17 protein-coding genes and 1 tRNA gene are annotated in these 16,346 nt (G+C 66.6%); 12 read left to right on the top strand and 6 right to left on the bottom strand.

From position 1 onward, the window contains the following. Positions 1–5: 5 nt before the first annotated feature. Together G570_RS02330 and tsaD are read right to left on the bottom strand one after the other, a co-directional pair. Positions 6–995, bottom strand: a complete 990-nt coding sequence (locus tag G570_RS02330; RefSeq protein ID WP_037498749.1) for an NAD(P)H-dependent glycerol-3-phosphate dehydrogenase — start codon at positions 993–995, stop codon at positions 6–8. Further along, positions 992–2,023, bottom strand: a complete 1,032-nt coding sequence (gene tsaD / locus G570_RS02325) for a tRNA (adenosine(37)-N6)-threonylcarbamoyltransferase complex transferase subunit TsaD (RefSeq protein ID WP_037498747.1) — start codon at positions 2,021–2,023, stop codon at positions 992–994. The genes G570_RS02330 and tsaD overlap by 4 nt, the downstream gene beginning before the upstream one ends. A 49-nt stretch (positions 2,024–2,072) precedes the next feature. Between tsaD and hemC the strand changes: the two genes are divergently transcribed. The 5 genes from hemC to G570_RS02300 all read left to right on the top strand — a co-directional run bounded on the left by hemC (position 2,073) and on the right by G570_RS02300 (position 6,282). After that, positions 2,073–2,993: a hydroxymethylbilane synthase gene (gene hemC, locus G570_RS02320; protein WP_037498745.1), complete on the top strand. Its 921-nt coding sequence runs from the start codon at positions 2,073–2,075 to the stop codon at positions 2,991–2,993. Then, entirely contained in the window at positions 2,993–3,652 is a 660-nt protein-coding gene (locus G570_RS02315; RefSeq protein WP_037498744.1) for a uroporphyrinogen-III synthase, read from the top strand. The genes hemC and G570_RS02315 overlap by 1 nt, the downstream gene beginning before the upstream one ends. Then, positions 3,649–4,479 carry a hypothetical protein gene (locus G570_RS02310; protein WP_051503951.1) on the top strand — a complete coding sequence of 277 codons (831 nt, stop codon included), beginning with the start codon at positions 3,649–3,651 and terminating at the stop codon, positions 4,477–4,479. The genes G570_RS02315 and G570_RS02310 overlap by 4 nt, the downstream gene beginning before the upstream one ends. Positions 4,480–4,592: 113 nt before the next feature. Next, complete coding sequence (locus G570_RS02305) at positions 4,593–5,663, top strand: serine hydrolase (RefSeq protein ID WP_037498740.1); 1,071 nt, start codon at positions 4,593–4,595, stop codon at positions 5,661–5,663. Between the two features lie 121 nt (positions 5,664–5,784). Beyond that, positions 5,785–6,282, top strand: coding sequence for a prolyl hydroxylase family protein (locus G570_RS02300; RefSeq protein WP_245600245.1), 498 nt, complete (start codon positions 5,785–5,787; stop codon positions 6,280–6,282). On the opposite strand, the gene msrA is transcribed toward G570_RS02300, so the two are convergent. Next, on the bottom strand, positions 6,283–6,942 hold the full coding sequence (gene msrA, locus G570_RS02295) for a peptide-methionine (S)-S-oxide reductase MsrA (protein WP_037498734.1): 660 nt from the start codon (positions 6,940–6,942) through the stop codon (positions 6,283–6,285). It abuts the gene before it with no gap. Between the two features lie 74 nt (positions 6,943–7,016). After that, positions 7,017–7,091, bottom strand: a tRNA-Gly gene (locus G570_RS02290). A 148-nt stretch (positions 7,092–7,239) separates the two neighbouring features. Here G570_RS02290 and G570_RS02285 point away from each other — a divergent pair. Genes G570_RS02285 through G570_RS02275 form a run of 3 tightly spaced genes read left to right on the top strand, consistent with a single transcriptional unit; the run spans position 7,240 to position 9,154 of the window. Continuing rightward, positions 7,240–8,145, top strand: coding sequence for a tetratricopeptide repeat protein (locus G570_RS02285; protein ID WP_037498731.1), 906 nt, complete (start codon positions 7,240–7,242; stop codon positions 8,143–8,145). Further along, a complete protein-coding gene (locus tag G570_RS02280) occupies positions 8,142–8,774 on the top strand; it encodes an LON peptidase substrate-binding domain-containing protein (protein WP_084607452.1) in 633 nt (210 codons plus the stop codon). Before G570_RS02285 ends, G570_RS02280 begins: the two co-directional genes overlap by 4 nt. Beyond that, positions 8,771–9,154 (top strand): hypothetical protein, encoded by a 384-nt coding sequence (locus G570_RS02275; RefSeq protein ID WP_037498728.1) that lies wholly within the window; start codon positions 8,771–8,773, stop codon positions 9,152–9,154. The genes G570_RS02280 and G570_RS02275 overlap by 4 nt, the downstream gene beginning before the upstream one ends. On the opposite strand, the gene G570_RS02270 is transcribed toward G570_RS02275, so the two are convergent. After that, positions 9,151–10,371 carry an FAD-dependent monooxygenase gene (locus G570_RS02270; protein ID WP_037498725.1) on the bottom strand — a complete coding sequence of 407 codons (1,221 nt, stop codon included), beginning with the start codon at positions 10,369–10,371 and terminating at the stop codon, positions 9,151–9,153. The two genes, G570_RS02275 and G570_RS02270, sit on opposite strands and share 4 nt — an antisense overlap. A 102-nt stretch (positions 10,372–10,473) precedes the next feature. Here G570_RS02270 and G570_RS02265 point away from each other — a divergent pair, with 102 nt between their 5' ends. From G570_RS02265 to ribA, 4 genes are all read left to right on the top strand, one after another. Next, entirely contained in the window at positions 10,474–12,822 is a 2,349-nt protein-coding gene (locus G570_RS02265; RefSeq protein WP_037498722.1) for a DNA translocase FtsK, read from the top strand. 94 nt (positions 12,823–12,916) lie between these two features. Next, positions 12,917–13,540 carry a LolA family protein gene (locus G570_RS02260; protein ID WP_051503950.1) on the top strand — a complete coding sequence of 208 codons (624 nt, stop codon included), beginning with the start codon at positions 12,917–12,919 and terminating at the stop codon, positions 13,538–13,540. Between the two features lie 281 nt (positions 13,541–13,821). Then, positions 13,822–14,613 carry an exodeoxyribonuclease III gene (gene xth / locus G570_RS02255; protein WP_037498720.1) on the top strand — a complete coding sequence of 264 codons (792 nt, stop codon included), beginning with the start codon at positions 13,822–13,824 and terminating at the stop codon, positions 14,611–14,613. Continuing rightward, positions 14,610–15,644, top strand: coding sequence for a GTP cyclohydrolase II (ribA, locus tag G570_RS14040; RefSeq protein WP_037498716.1), 1,035 nt, complete (start codon positions 14,610–14,612; stop codon positions 15,642–15,644). Before xth ends, ribA begins: the two co-directional genes overlap by 4 nt. On the opposite strand, the gene G570_RS02245 is transcribed toward ribA, so the two are convergent. Then, positions 15,645–16,298 carry a YggS family pyridoxal phosphate-dependent enzyme gene (locus tag G570_RS02245; RefSeq protein WP_037498713.1) on the bottom strand — a complete coding sequence of 218 codons (654 nt, stop codon included), beginning with the start codon at positions 16,296–16,298 and terminating at the stop codon, positions 15,645–15,647. Between the last annotated feature and the right edge of the window lie 48 nt (positions 16,299–16,346).

The following is a 16,346-nucleotide window of genomic DNA, read 5'->3' as shown; positions in this document are numbered from 1 at the left end:
GGGCCCTAATGCGCTTCCGGGCGGGGCGGCCTGCTCATCAGCGCTTCGAGCACTTCGTCGATCCCCATCTTTCCCTTCAGCAGCGCGTCGACCGCGGCGACGATCGGCATGTCGATGCCCCGTTCCTGCGCGATGCGGTGGAGGACCGGCGCGGTGTGGGCGCCTTCAGCCACGGTACGGCGGTCGGTCATCAGCTCGGCCGCGTTCCTGCCCTCGCCGATCGCCTTGCCGAGCGAGAAGTTGCGACTGCTGGTCGATGAGCAGGTTAGCACAAGGTCGCCCAGCCCCGACAGGCCGGCGAGCGTTTCGCGCTTTGCTCCCATGGCAAGGCCGAAGCGGGTCATTTCGGCGAAGCCGCGCGCGATGAGTGCAGCACGGGCATTCTGGCCGAGCCCGCGCCCTTCGACCACGCCGCAGGCGATGGCGAGGACGTTCTTGACCGCGCCGCCGACTTCGGCACCCGCAACGTCGTCGGTCAAATAGGTGCGAAAAGTCGGCAGCGCGATGCGGTCGCGCAGCGCTTCGCCAAGCGCGGCGTCGTTGCAGGCCAGCGTGACCGCCGTGGGCAGGCCCGCCGCCACTTCATGCGCGAAGGTCGGGCCCGACAGTACCGCCACCGGAGAAGACGGGCACACTTCGTGCGCAACGTCGTGGAGCATCTTGCCTGAGCCTTCCTCGATCCCCTTCGAACAAAGGATCAGCGGCATGTTGGGACAGGGCGAGCGCGAGAGAACGGCGCGCATGTGCTGGGCTGGGGTGACGACCAGCCAGGCGTCGACGTCTTTCAACTCGGTGAAATTGCTGGTGGCACGGATGGCAGGGTCGAGCTTCTGGCCCTTCAGATAGACCGGGTTTTCGTGGATCTTGTTGACCGCCGCCACGACGTCATCTTCCAGCGCCCAGAGCAGTGTTTCGCGGCCGCCGGTCGCCGCGACTTGCGCAAGCGCCGTGCCCCAGGCGCCGCCGCCGATCACCGCCAGTTTCTGGATCGTCATGCCTTAACCCCTGCCCCCCTGACCTTTTCGCCGTCGGGATCGAGCGGCCAGCGCGCCCGTGCCGGGGCGTCGAGCCCGTCGATCAATCCCGCCGCGAAACGCTCCGCCCCGGCCCAGCCGATCATCGCCGCATTGTCGGTGCACAGCCAGCCGGGCGGGACCGAGAAGCGACGGCCATTTCTCTCGGCCAACTGTCGCAGCGCGTCCCGCACGCTGGCGTTGGCGGCGACGCCGCCCGCGACGACCAGCGACGGCGCATCGCTCTTTTCCAACGCGATCCGGGTGCGGTCGACGAAACAGTCGACCACCGCCTGCTGGAAGCTGGCGGCAATATCCTCGGGCCGGTGAGTGCCCGCTTGCACCGCGCGCTGCACTGCGCCCTTCAGGCCCGCGAAACTGAAATGGGGTTCGCCGCTGCCGACCAGCGGGCGCGGGAGCGCTACGGCATTCGGGTCGCCGTCCTTGGCCAACGCCTCGATCGCCGGTCCGCCGGGATAACCGAGGTCGAGCAGTTTGGCCGCCTTGTCGAACGCTTCGCCCGCCGCATCGTCGATGGTGGTGGCGAGGCGGCGGTAATCACCGACCCCGCGCACTTCCAACAGCTGGCAATGGCCGCCGCTGGCGAGCAGCAATAAGTAGGGAAAGTCGAGCGCCCGGTCGACCAGCCGCGGGCTGAGCGCATGGCCTTCGAGGTGATTGACCGCGACCAGCGGCTTGCCCGATGCCAGCGCAAGACCCTTGCCTGCGAGGAGCCCGACCATCACCCCGCCGATAAGGCCCGGGCCGGCGGTGGCAGCGATCGCGTCAACGTCGCCCACCGAAACGTCGGCATCGTGGAGCACCTGCCGGACGAGCCCAGGCAAAATTTCGACATGAGCGCGCGCAGCGATTTCGGGGACCACGCCGCCGAACGGACGGTGCGCGTCATTCTGGCCGACGACCGCTTGCGCCAGGATCTGGCGGTCGGACGTGACAAGCGCGGCGGCGCTGTCGTCGCAGGAGGATTCGAGGGCGAGGATCAGCGCCATGACAAAGGCCTTTGCCTAAAAAGCCCCGCTTAGGCTAGCGCTAGCAAGGATGAGCGAGATTCAGATCCGGTTGGGAACGCGGGGCAGCCCGCTGGCGCTGGCCCAAGCGCATATGGTGGCGGCCGCGCTGGAAGCCGCGCACGGCTGGAAAAAGGGGGCGGTGGCGATCCACACCGTCAAGACCAGCGGCGACCGGATCCAGGATCGGCCGCTGGCCGATGTCGGCGGCAAGGCGCTGTGGACCAAGGAGCTGGACGTCGCCCTTTTAGCCGGCGACACCGACATTTCGGTGCATTCGATGAAGGACGTGGAAAGCGAACGACCCGACATCCTGGTCATCGCCGCGATGCTGCCGCGCGCCGATGTGCGCGACCGGTTGATCGGCGCGGAATCGATTGCAGCACTCGCCGCCGGGGCGACCGTCGGCACGAGCAGTCCGCGCCGCGCCGCTCAGCTCAGGGGCAAGCGACCCGATCTCAACATCGTCACCCTTCGGGGCAACGTCGACACGCGGCTTGCCAAGCGCGAAAGCGGGGAAGTCGATGCGACCCTGCTCGCGGCAGCCGGACTCGACCGGCTGGGCCGCAAGGACGTCGGCAGCACGATCGGGGTCGACGAGATGCTGCCGGCACCGGCGCAGGGCGCGGTCGGGATCGAGTGTCGCGGTGACGATAAGCGCGTGGTGGAACTTCTGAAGGCGATCGACCATCGCGACACGCACGCTGCCGTCATGGCCGAGCGCGCCTACACCCGCGCGCTAGGCGGCACATGCCATTCGCCCGTCGCGGCGCTTGCTATCGTCGATGGCGATCGTGTCGACTTTCGCTGCGAGTTGCTGAGCGAGGACGGGGCGGAACGGATTGATGGCCGGGCTCGCTTTGCGGTAGGCGATGTCGACGGCCCCGCTGCGCTGGCGCGCGAAATGCTGGCCGACGCGCCGGCAAGTATCCGCCTGCTGTTCGAGGCGTGATGCGGACCCTGCTGCTGGTGCGCCCTGAACCGGGGCTGTCGGCCAGCATCGCCCGTGCGAGAGCGTTGGGACTGACCGTCGTCGGCTGCCCCCTGTTCGAAGTCGTTCCGCTGGACTGGAGCGCGCCGGCCGCGTCCCAATTCGACGGCCTGCTGCTGACCAGCGCCAATGCAGTTCGGTACGGCAACCGGCAGCTGGCACTGTATCGCGACCTGCCGGTGTTCGCGGTTGGAGCGGTCACGGCCGATGCGGCACGCGCAGCCGGCTTTTCCGTGCAAGAAACGGGCGAGGGCGGGGTCGACGACCTGTTGCATGCCCTGCCCGCAGATTTACGTCTGCTACACCCGGGCGGTCGGCATCGGACGGCACCGCCAGGGCGCGCCAACATCACCGCGGTCGCCGTGTATGAAGCGCGCGCCATTCCAGCGCCCGCGCTGCCGCCGATGACGGACCAAGTCGTCGCGATCCACAGTCCGCGCGCGGGTAAACGGCTGGCCGAGCTGGTAACCGACCGCGGCGGGATCGACATCGTGGCGATCAGCTCCGCCGCGGCCATTGCCTGCGGGGGCGGATGGCGGGTCATCGCCGTCGCGGACCAGCCGGGCGATGCGCAGTTGCTGGCCCTTGCTGCCAAGCTGTGCCAGACAGGCGGCCGATGAGCGTGACATATCAACCACAACGATCCGGATGGGGAGCGCGGATCGCCTGGACGATCCTGCTGCTGTTCGCAGGCGCCGGAATGGCGACTTGGGGCCTGTCGCGCTGGGACGCGGGCGCGCGATTTTTCGGGGTCGAGCCCAAGGCCGCGCCGCCCGTGGCCGCCGCCCTGGCGCCAGCACCGGCAAGCGCCCAGCCGCAGCCTGCCGTGGCGGCCAGCCCCACGCTGACAGCGGTCGATGCGGCACGGATTTCGACCCTTGAAAGCCGGCTGGCGGCGATCGAAGGCCAGGCCAAAGCCGCAGCCGGATCTGCCGGCCGTGCCGACGCGCTGCTGATCGCCTTCGCCGCCCGCCGCGCGATCGATCGCGGCGTGGCGCTTGGCTATCTCGAGCCGTTGCTGGTCCAGCGGTTCGGCGATCGTCACCAAGCTGCCGTCGCGACCGTCATCACCGCTTCGCGCGAACCAGTGCGCCTCGACGCGCTCGTCCAGCAGTATGAAGCGCTTGGACCCTCGCTTCGCAGCGGCGCTCCCGATGAAGGTTGGTGGGACGGGGTAAAGCGCGAGCTAGGATCGATCATGGCCATCCATCGTACCGACACGCCATCGCCCCAGCCGCAGGCCCGTTACGACCGCGCAATCGCCCGCTTGCGGGGAGGCGAAGTCGACGCAGCACTGGCCGAGACGATGCGGCTCCCCGGCGCCGGAAACGCGAGCCAGTGGGTGGTGTCGGCCCGGCGCTACATTGCCGCCCACCGCGCGCTAGACGAACTGGAATCCGCCGCCCTGCTGGGAGGCGGTACCGCGCCGAGCGCACCCCCGCTCTGACCGTCTTGGCAAGGTCGAGCGATTTTGCGACCTTGCGACGGAAGGGCCATCGGCGGTTCATCCCGCCTGCGATAGGGTCGCTACGACCGAGTTCACCGGGGGAAACCGACGTCATGACGCCTCTTTTGCGCAAGTTGATTTCGACCGCGCTGCTGATCGCCGGCGCATCGTCGGCACCCGCCCAGACCTCGGATCCCTTGGCCCCCTTGCCCGGCGGCGGCGCGCCGACCCCGTCGACCCTGCGACCGGCACGTCCCGGGCCTGCGGCGCTCAACGCGCGGATTGCCGAGATGGGCCGCGCGTTCGACGGCAAGGCGGGTATCGCGATCGTGTCGCTGAAAGACGGGTGGGAAATCGGCTATGGCGCGACGGCGCTTTATCCGCAGCAGAGCTGTTCGAAACTGTGGGTCGCCATCACCGCGATGGACGCGGTCGACCGAGGCCGGGTGTCGTTGTCCGACAAGGTAACGCTGGGGCGCGACGACCTGACGCTGTTCCACCAGCCGCTTGCGGACAAGATATTGGCGGGCGGCCACACCACGACGCTGGGGGCGCTTCTGTTCACCGCGATCACTGAGAGCGACAACACCGCCAACGACAAGTTGATGCGGTCGATCGGGGGACCTTCGGCCGTGCGTACGATGATCGCCGCCAAGGGGTTGGGCTCGATCCGTTTTTATGAAGGAGAGCGGGCGCTACAGTCCAAGATTGCGGGCCTGATCTGGAGCCAGAGCTATTCGATCGGCGACGCCTTTTATAAAGCGCGCAACGCGCTGCCGGCAGCGGTGCGGAGGGCTGCGTTCGACCGTTACGTCGCAGACCCCTACGACGGGGCTGCACCGCAATCGGTCGCCCGCGCGCTGGCGCGGTTGAAGCGCGGCGAACTGTTGTCGGCCGAATCGACCAACCGCCTGCTGTCGATCATGTCGCAGACTCGCACCGGCAAGCTGCGTGTACGCGCCGCTCTACCTGCGGGATGGAGCTGGAGCCACAAGACCGGGACGGGCCAGAATTTCGAGAAGCGAATCGCCGGGATCAACGACATCGGCCTGCTGACCGCACCCGACGGCACGGTCTACGCGATGGCGATCATGACCGTGACGAACCGCAGCGACGGCAACAGCCAGGACCTGATGCAGGCCGTGACGCGCGAGCTGGTCGCCTACCATAATGCCCGGCGCTGACGGGGCCGGTCGCTGGCCCCTGCGGCGTCGCGAAGGTGTGCAGCGTGTACCGGACCCGCGGCTGGACCTGTTCATAGTGCGCCATTTCCTCCCGGCTAGCGACTGCGCGCGGCTATGCGCCTTGATCGATGAGCGCCGTCGCCCGTCCACCCTGGCGGACGATCAGGGCGAGGAAGGCTTCCGCACCAGCGAGACGTGCGACCTCGACCCCGGTCACCCGCTGGTTGCGGCGCTTCAGCTGTCGCTGGCGCAGATCGTCGGCGCGGAATTGTCGCAGGCCGAGCCGGCGCAGGGGCAGCGCTACACCCCAGGGCAGGAATTCCGCCCGCATACCGACACCTTCAATCCCGGCAGCGCGGACTATTTCCTTCACTGCGCCGACGCCGGCCAGCGGACTTGGACGGCGATGCTGTACCTGAACGAGCCGGACGAAGGCGGGGCGACCCGATTCAAAACCATCGGCAAGACCGTGCGGCCCGAAACCGGCAAGCTGCTGCTGTGGAACAACCTGCTGCCCGACGGGATGCCCAACAATGCGACGCTTCACCAGGGGATGAAGGTTCGCAAGGGCGTCAAATATATTGTCACCCAATGGTTTCGTGAGCGGCCGCTGGGCTGATCAGGCCTTCCAATATTGCGGGAAATAGCGTTTCAAGGCTGCGACCTTGGGCTGATCGTTGATGACGATATAGGGCTGCGCAGGATGCCGGACGAGATAGTCCTGATGATAGGCCTCTGCGACCGTGAAGCCGTTGAAGGGTTCGATCCGGGTGACGATGCGCCGCGGATAGGTTCTGGCCTTGGTCAGCTGCGCGATGTAGGCGCGCGCCTGCTGGGCCTGTGCCGGCGACGTCGGGAACATCGCGCCGCGATATTGCGTGCCCGTGTCGGGACCCTGGCGGTTGAGCTGGGTCGGATCGGTCGCGACCGAGAAATAGATCTGCATCAGCGTGGCATAGCTGACCTGGCGGGGGTCGAAGACGACCTTAACCGTTTCGGCATGCCCTGTGGCGCCGGTCGACACCGCTTCGTAATCGGGGTTCTTCAGCGCTCCCCCCGCGTAGCCCGACTGCGCCATGCGCACGCCTTTGACCCGGTCGAACACCGCTTCGACGCCCCAGAAGCAGCCACCGGCGAAATAGGCGGTCTCCGTCGGCGCCTTGTTCGCGATGACCAGTGCCGGGGCAGGCACGCGGACGGGCGATTCGGCCTGGCTTTCGCTGTAGGCCATGACGGTAGCGACGGCGCAAAGGCCGACGGCGGCAAGGGCGAGTCTCATGCCCGATATTCTAACCGCAACGGCAAACGGTTACAGCCGACTTTCGGCAGTCCGGCATCGTCGATGGAAGGAAATGGAGCGGGCGAAGGGATTCGAACCCTCGACCCCAACCTTGGCAAGGTTGTGCTCTACCCCTGAGCTACGCCCGCTCGATCTGGCGGACCGGAAAACAGCGTCGTCCGGTCGGGTGGGCGGGCAGCTAGCAGCGACTGTCGAACCGCGCAACCCCTGTTTCGCAAAGCTTGCCGGAAAGCGGTGTCGCGCCCATATGCGGTGCCCGGCAGGAAGGAGTGTAGCGTGGCGACCCTTGGCATGACCGAAAGCGAACGCGCGGCCGTCGAAAGGTTTCAGAAGGCCGTGATCGAGCCGTCGATGACCAGTCTCGTCATCCTCGACTTCTGGGCGACATGGTGCGGTCCGTGCAAGCAGCTGGGCCCGGTGCTGGAAAAGGTCGCCGCCGACTATGCCGACCGCGGCGTGGTGTTGGCCAAGATCGACGTCGACGCGGAAAAATTCATCGCCGCGCAGTTCCAGATCCAGTCGATCCCGACCGTCTACGCCTTTTTCCAAGGCCAGCCCGTTGCCGACATCACCAACTATCGCACCGAAGGCCAGCTGACCAAGGTGCTCGACCAGCTGCTGGCCCAGCTTCCGGTCAAAGGTGCGGTACAGGATCTTGCGGCGCAGGTCGAGCCGCTGATCGCCATGGGCGAAGAGCTTCTCGAGAGCGGCGATGCGGCCCGCGCCGAATCGATTTTCACACAAATCCGCGACATGGATCCCGACAATCCGGTCGTGATCGGCGGGCTGGCGCGGGCCATGCTGGCGGGCGGCAAGATTGATGAGGTCCGCGCGCTGCTGGAGGGCCTGGACCCCGCCAACGCTGCGCATCCGGCAATCGCGCGGGCGCGCTCGGCGCTGGAAGTGGCGGCGACCCCGGTGGCCGACACGTCGGCCGACGAGGCGCGACTGGCGAACGACCCGGACGATCACGACGCGCGCTTTGCGATTGCGAAGGCGAAGATGGCGGCCGGCGACCGCGACGGCGCGGCCGACGCCCTGCTGGAGATTATCGCCCGCGATTCGGCGTGGAACGAGGGCGCGGCCAAGGCCAAGCTGCTGCAAATCCTCGAAGCCGCCGGATTCGACGATCCCTGGGGTCGCGGCGTGCGGCGACGCCTGTCGGCGCTGCTGTTCACATGATGGGTGCTGACCCTGCGCGGATCCCGCTGTTCCCGCTGGCCGGTGCAATCCTGTTTCCGCGCAGCCAATTGCCGCTGCATATTTTCGAGCCGCGATATCGCGACATGGTGCGCGACGCATTGGCCGGCACCGCACGAATCGGCATGATCCAGCCGAGCGGCGCAGGCGATCCGCCGCCCCTGTTCCGCAGCGGCTGCGTCGGCGACATCGTCGGGGTCGAGGAGATGGACGACGGCCGTTACAACATCGTGCTGCAGGGGGTCAGCCGGTTCCGCCTGATTGCCGAACGCGACCTTGGCACAACCTATCGCCAGGCCGATGTCGATCTTGCCGCCTATGACGATGCGGAGCCCGATGCGCTGCCGATGGCGATCCGCGCCGACGTCGAGCGCGAGGCGAGGCGGTTCGGCGATGCGTTGGGGGTCGCGATCGACTGGGACATGGTCGGTCGACTGGACGATGAGATGCTGGTCAACGCCATCGCCCAAGTGTCGCCGTTCGACGTCGGCGCCAAACAGGCCCTGCTGGAAGCACCGACGCTGATGGAGCGCGCCGACCTGGTCGTCCAGCTGATGCAGTTCCAGCGACTCGCGCCGGGCGGTGCGGACAACGACCAGACGCTGCAATGACCGACCTGTCGGGGCGCTGGTCCGGCAGTTATTGCTATCCGGGGAGCCTTGAGCCGGTAGCGTTCGTCGCCGACCTGCGCGACGAAGGCGGCTTCGTCAGCGGGCTGATCGACGAAGATGGCGCAGGGTTCGGGCGGAGCGGTCGAATGCATTCGACGCTGGCAGGCCGGCATGACGGCACGCTGCTGACCTTCACCAAAATCTACGATGCGCACGACGAGGTGATCGCGCCGGTGCAATATGAGGGCCTGATCGGCGATGAAGGGCATGAGGTCGGCGGCACTTGGGCCATCGCAGGCGACTGGTCGGGGCCGTTCGTCATGACCCGCCCCCGAGAACATGGCGCCAAGCAGCGCGCCGAAGCGGGCGCGACGATCTAGATCGGCAGGCCGCGCAGCAGCAGTGGCAGATCGCCGCTGGTACCGCGCGCTTCGGCCATCAACCGGTCCTTCACCGGGCCGATGCGGTCGATCAGGCCCATGCCGAAGCGCCGGACGCGCGACGCGGTTTTCCCCGGTATGCCGTAGATGCGGGCGAGCCCGTCGGTCGCCAGGCTGACCATGAAGGTGTCGAGGCTGCGCCACCGCTGGTAGCGGTCGAGCAACTGCCGGTCGCCCAGGTCGAGGCCCAGCCGAGCGCCTTCGACCAGCACCTGCACCAGCGCGGCGGCATCGCGATAACCGACGTTGACGCCCTGTCCGGCGATCGGGTGCATGCCATGCGCGGCATCGCCCACCAGTACGAGGCGCGTATCGGTGATGCGCGCCGCATGATGGAAGCCCAGCGGATAGCTGGACCGAGGCGCCGCGGTTTGGATGGCGCCGAGGAAGCCGCCCATCGCCGCCTTGGCCTCGGCCGCGAAATCGTCGTCGCTGAGGGCCAGCATTCCGGTCGCGTCGGCCTGACGGACCGACCAGACGATCGCCGACCGGTGCCGGCCATCGGCGTCGTCATTCATCGGCAGCAGCGCGAATGGCCCAGCCGGGTAGAAGATTTCCCATGCGACATTGTCGTGCGGCTGTTCATGGCGCAGCACCGACACGATCGCCGCATGGTCATATTTCCAGTTGGCGACGCGAATCCCGACCTGCTGGCGCGTCGGGCTGTTGCGACCTTCCGCGACAACCAGCAACGCCGCCTTGATGACCCGCCCGTCTTCGAGCGTGGCCGTCACCCCGACGTCGGACCGATCGATGGCGGCGGCGCGGCTCTTCCACAGCAGCGTGACATGTTTTGCTGCCTCGGCGCGCGCGAGCAGGGCGGCGCGCAAGTTTCGGTTTTCGTGCATCCAGCCGAGCGGCTCGTCATCATCTGCCGGATCGAAGGCAAGGCCGCCGGGCTCGAGCCCATCCGCGACCTCGATGCGCCGGATGGGGCAGCCGGGCGCGGGAAAATGGTCGCTGATCCCGATCGTATCGAACATCCGCATTGAAGATGAGCTGACCGCACTGGTGCGGCCGTCGAATGCGGCGTCAATCCGGGTCGACGGGTCGGCGGGGTCGATGACGACGGCGGTAAGGCCACTGGCGTCGAGTGCGGCGGCGAGCGCCAGCCCGACCAGTCCGCCGCCAAGGATGATCACATCGCTGCGTTGCATGGATTTCATCTAGTCTGGCTTGGGCGCGCTGGGAAGCCTTGCCCCGGAGTCCGCCGACAGGCACAATATGGCCGAAGATGATTTCCCGGGGGATATGACGTCATGGCGACGGCCGCGCAGCGCGCGCAGAAGAAGGATTTGGGACCCGACTGGCGCGAGACGCTGGCGGTCGGCATTCGCAACTTCCTTCGCAAGAGCTTCGGTGCGGCGCTGATCGCGCTGTCGGTGGCACTTGGCGTTGCGCTGATCACCCACAATAGCGTCGACCCCAGCCTGACGACGGCCGCGGGCGGCCCGCCGACCAACTGGCTGGGCAGCTTCGGTGCCTATGCCAGCGACGCGCTGCTGTTCCTGTTCGGGATCGGCGCAGTGCTGTTCCTGCCGCTGATCGCGCTGCGCGGCCTGCGATTCATGCGCGGGGCGGAAAATCCACGGTTTGGCCGATCGCTGTTGCTGGCCAGCCTCGGGGTGCTGCTGATCGGGGTGGCGATGGGCCTTTATGCCGGATCGGCCGTGCCCGGACTGCCCGCCGCTTACGGCGGCGCGCTTGGGCTTGCCGTCAGTTACGGCATCGACGCGCTGATCGCGGCAATCGGCAATCCGGCGGTCGAGGGGCCGGTGCGGCTGGCGACGATGCTGCTGTGCGGAGTGGGCGGGCTGGTGGTTGGTTATCTTTCCCTGGGCCTTCGCGACGAGGAAAAGGAATGGGCGGCCGAACGGCTTCGCCGTGACCCGTCCGCACCCGTAAAGCCGCCGCGGCGGACCAAGATCGCGGTCGACAACGACGACGATGTCGCCGCGCCGCCGCGTCCGCGTCCGGTCGTCGCCGTTGCAGATCCCGCCAAGCCGATCGTGGCCGCAGCCGCCGCCAAGCTGACCGGTAAAAAGGCGAAAGTGGCCGCGGCGCAGGCCGGACAGGCCAGCCTGGCGCTGGGCGACAATTACCAATTGCCGCCGATCGACCTGCTCAATCCCGCGCCCCCGGCCGACAAGAAGCAGATCGACCGCGCCGGCCTCGAACGCAACGCACGCCTGCTGGAAAGCGTGCTGGAAGACTTCAACGTCCGCGGCGACATCATCGAAGTCCGCCCGGGACCGGTGGTCACCATGTACGAACTGGAACCGGCGAGCGGCATCAAGGCCAGCCGCGTGATCGCCCTGGCCGACGATATCGCGCGCAACATGTCGGCGCTGTCGGCACGCGTCGCGACCATCCCCGGCCGCACGGTCATCGGCATCGAACTTCCCAACGCCAAGCGCGACATGGTGAGCCTGACCGAGCTGATCGCCAGCCAGGCGTTCGAGGACCAGAACATGTCGCTGCCGTTGATCCTGGGGAAGAACATCAGCGGCGATCCGGTCATCGCCGACTTGGCACCGATGCCGCACCTGCTGGTCGCGGGGACGACCGGGTCGGGCAAGTCGGTCGGTTTGAACTGCATGATCCTGTCGCTGCTCTACCGCCTGTCGCCGGACGAGTGCCGGATGATCATGATCGACCCCAAGATGCTGGAGCTCAGCATCTATGACGACATCCCGCACCTGTTGGCGCCGGTCGTGACCGAGCCCGGCAAGGCGATCCGCGCGCTCAAGTGGACGGTCGAGCAGATGGAGGAGCGCTACCGGATGATGGCCAGCCTCGGCGTTCGCCAGCTTGCCAGCTTCAACCAGAAGGTGCGCGACGCCAAGGCCAAGGGCTCGACGCTGGGCCGCAAGGTCCAGACCGGCTACGACGCCGACACCGGCCAGCCGGTCTATGAAACCGAAGAGCTGGAATATGAAACCCTGCCGCAGATCGTGGTGGTGGTCGACGAGTTGGCCGACCTCATGATGACGGCCGGCAAGGAAGTCGAATTCCTGATCCAGCGACTGGCCCAGAAGGCGCGCGCGGCAGGCATCCACCTGATCATGGCGACGCAACGCCCGTCGGTCGACGTCATCACCGGCGTCATCAAGGCCAACCTGCCGACCCGCATCAGCTTCCAGGTCACCAGCAAGATCGATTCGCGCACCATTCTGGGCGAACAGGGCGCCGAACAGCTGCTGGGCAAGGGCGACATGTTGTACATGCCCGGCGGCAAGCAAATCCTGCGCGTCCACGGCCCGTTCGTCAGCGACGAAGAAGTCCGCGCCATCGCCGACCATTGGCGAAAGCAGGGCGTGCCCGACTATATTCAGGCAGTGACCGAAGAACCGGAAGACGGCGGCTACCTGCTCGACGGTGCGCCGGTCGGCGACGACGATCCCGAAACCCAGCTTTACCGCAAGGCGATCCAGATCGTCGCCGAGAGCCAGAAGGCGTCGACCAGCTACCTGCAGCGCCAGCTGCGCGTCGGCTACAACAGCGCGGCGCGACTGATCGAACGCATGGAGAAGGACGGCCTTGTCGGCCAGCCGGACCATGTCGGTCGGCGCGAAGTATTGATCGACACCGACGGGCATCCCATTTGAGGTCGGCGATCTGAACCGGACGGAACAAGCGGGTTCAGGACGCATTCAACCCGAAACCGCCAAATGCGGCGTCAATCAATATCGGGAGATTTCCATGAGTTTTGCCACCCCTATCGCGCGTGCCCTGATTCCTGCGGCGCTGGTCGCGAGTGTCGTGGCGCCGGCATTCGCGCAAAGCGCGAACGACCTTAAGGCCGTCCAATCGAGCCTTGCCGCCACCACGTCGATGACCGCGGACTTCGTTCAGACCGACGGTCGCGGGCGCCAGTTGAGCGGCACGCTGAGCCTTAAGCGTCCGGGCAAGATCCGCTTCGCCTATGGCGCGGGTGCCAACATGCTGCTGGTCGCCAACGGCAAGACGCTCAACTTCATCGACTATGACGTCGGGCAGAAGTCGAGCTGGCCGATCGGCAAGTCGCCGATGGCCGTGCTGCTGTCGCCCAACCCCGACCTCGCCCGCATCGCCCGGGTGCAGAAGAGCGACAATCCCAACGTGGTCGTCGTTCGCGCCCGCGACGCGCGCCGTCCCGAATTCGGGACGATCGTGCTGGCGTTTACCCGCAGCGGCGGGGCCCCGGGCGGCCTGAAGCTGGAAGGCTGGACCGCAATCGACGCGCAGAACAAGCGCACCACGGTCCGACTGTCCAACGTGCGCTACAATGTCGCCGTCCCCGACAGCGCATTCACCTTCGCCGAACCGGGAAAGAAGCGCGCGTAAAAAAGCGTAGTGATTGAAAACGGTTAAGGCTGCGGACAGCTTGGGAATTGTACAAGGCACTCTAGATCGGTGCCGCCGGGGTTTCCCCCCTGTTACCCGGGATGTCCCGATCGCCTTGCGTGACGAACGCTTGGTCGGCCCTTGCTCCATGCCCCCGGAGCAAGGGCCTTTTCGATTGGGTCCGGGGGACCCAATCGAAACGGGCCTCCTTTTGCGCCTCCGTGGGATTGGTACAGAAACGCCCTCCTTTTCGTTTTCATCAGGGACGCTACAGAGGCTGCGTGACCAAACTCAAGATCGCCTCCTGGAACATCAACAGCGTCCGCGCGCGCAGCCATATCGTCGAGAAGTTCCTCGACGAGGAGCAGCCGGACATCCTTTGCCTACAGGAAACCAAGGCGATGAACGATGTCTTCCCGGGCAAGCCGTTCCTTGACCGCGGCTACATCCATCACGAACTCAACGGTCAGAAGATGCACCATGGCGTCGCCATCCTCAGCCGCGTGCCGTTGATGGATGCCGGCCGGCACGATTGGCAGGACAATGGCGAAGCGCGCCATGTCGGCGCAATGCTGCCGCACGGTATCCGTCTGGAAAATGTCTACATCCCGGCGGGCGGCGACATTCCCGACCGCAATCAGAACCCCAAGTTCGGCCAGAAACTGGACTTTCTGGACCGGATGACCCGCTGGTCGGAAAAGTTGGCTCAGCCGACTTTAATCGTCGGCGACTTCAACATCGCGCCGCTGGAAAGCGACGTCTGGAACCACAAGGCGCTGCTCGACGTCGTCAGCCACACACCAATCGAGGTCGAGACCCTTGGCCGATTGCAGCAAAGCCATGACTGGGTCGACCTCGGCCGCCAGTTCATCCCGGCGCCCGAGCGCAACTACACCTGGTGGAGCTATCGCTCGCAAGACTGGAAGACGAGCGATCGCGGTCGCCGCCTGGACCATATGTGGGCCAGCCCTGCGCTAGCCAAGCAGGCGACCGGGCACCGTGTGCTGGAACCCGCGCGTGGTTGGGACAAGCCGTCCGACCATGTGCCGCTGATCGTAGAGCTGGAGTTGTGACGCAGGGCGCGGCGCTCAGTCATGCGATCGCCGCCTTCCGGGCCGGCCGCGCGGTGCGGATCGGCCGGACCGACTTTCTCGCCCTCGAAACCGCCAGCCAGGCGATGCTCGACCTGTTCGCGCCGGGCGCGAAGGGCTGCCTTATCCTCAGTGGCCCGCGAGCGGCGACGCTGGGCCTTGGCAATCAGAAAGATGCCGCGACCGATGGCCCGGTGTCGGTGGCGCGTTGCGATTGGATGGGGCAGGCCGAGGCGCTGGCCTTGGCCGATCCGGCGCGGGACATGGAACGCGCGCCCATCGGTCCGGCCAAAGCATGCCGACTTCTCGACGAAGCGGCCCACGCGATCGAACTCGCCCGCCTCGCGGGACTTCTGCCGGCGGTGTGGGCCACCGTCGCGACCGACATTGCCGTCGTCGACCTCGATCCGGCGCTCATCGATGCGCCCGTCGTGGCTGACATCGTGGCGCGGGCAAAGCTGCCATTGGACGACCTGCCTCCCAGCCAGATGGTTTCGTTCCGCGACCCTTCGTCAGGCGAAGATCATGTCGCGCTGGTGGTCGGCGCGTTTGGGGGCAAGCCGCCCCTGGTGCGGCTGCACAGCGAGTGCCTGACCGGAGACGTATTCGGCAGCCTCAAGTGCGATTGCGGTCCCCAGCTGAAGGAAGCGCTGCGCATCATCGGCCAGGAAGGCGGCGGCGTCCTGCTGTACCTGCGCCAGGAAGGGCGTGGGATCGGCCTTGCCAACAAGCTGCGCGCTTATGCACTGCAGGATCGGGGTCTCGATACGGTCGATGCCAACCGGCGGCTGGGCTTTGCGGACGATGAACGCGACTATGCCATGGCGGCGGCCATGCTGCGCGCGCTGCACATCGACGCCGTGCGCTTGCTGACCAACAATCCCAACAAGGTTGCGGGGCTTGAGCGGGAAGGGATCAGCGTTTTCGAACGGGTCGGGCACCATATGCCGACCAATCCCCATAACGCCGACTATATCGCGACCAAGAAGGCGCGCAGCGGCCACTTCGACTAATTATTCGAACAGCGCGGTCCCGACGCGGATCGCCGTCGCGCCCATCATGATTGCGGTCGCAAAGTCGTCGGACATCCCCATGCTGAGACCATTGACGCCATGACGTCGCGCCAGATCGGCGAGCAATGCAAAATAAGGTCCCGCCTGAACGCCGCGCGGAGGCATGCCCATCAAGCCGGCGAGGGGCAGGCCGGAGGTGCGAACCTTGGCCAGGAAATCAGGCAAATCGTCGATCGCCACGCCGCCTTTCTGCTCTTCGTCCCCGATATTGACCTGAACGTAGACCGACGGCGCGCGGCCGGCCCTGGCGCTTTCACGCACCAGCGCATCGAGCAGCGAAGGGCGGTCGAGCGAATGGATCACGTCGAACAGCCGCACCGCATCGGCGGCCTTGTTCGACTGCAACTGGCCGACCATGTGAAGGATCAGGCCGGGCCGCGCCTGGCGGATCGCGGGCCATTTCTCCTCGACTTCCGCCACGCGATTCTCGCCGAAGTGCAGAACGCCAGCATCCGCGAGCGCGGCGATCTCGTCCGCGCTTCGCCGCTTGGACACTGCGATCAGGGTCACGTCGTCGATTCGGCGCCGGCTGGCCTTGCAGGCGCGGACCATGTCGTCGCGGACGTCGTCGAGGCGGGTTGCGGCATCGGTCATTCGCCGCGCTATAGGAAAGGCGATGCCCCGCCGCCAACCCCCTGTCCG

It is taken from the genome of Sphingomonas jaspsi DSM 18422, from assembly GCF_000585415.1.
Classification (GTDB): domain Bacteria; phylum Pseudomonadota; class Alphaproteobacteria; order Sphingomonadales; family Sphingomonadaceae; genus Sphingomicrobium; species Sphingomicrobium jaspsi.
This window is presented reverse-complemented; position numbering and strand designations above follow the sequence as displayed.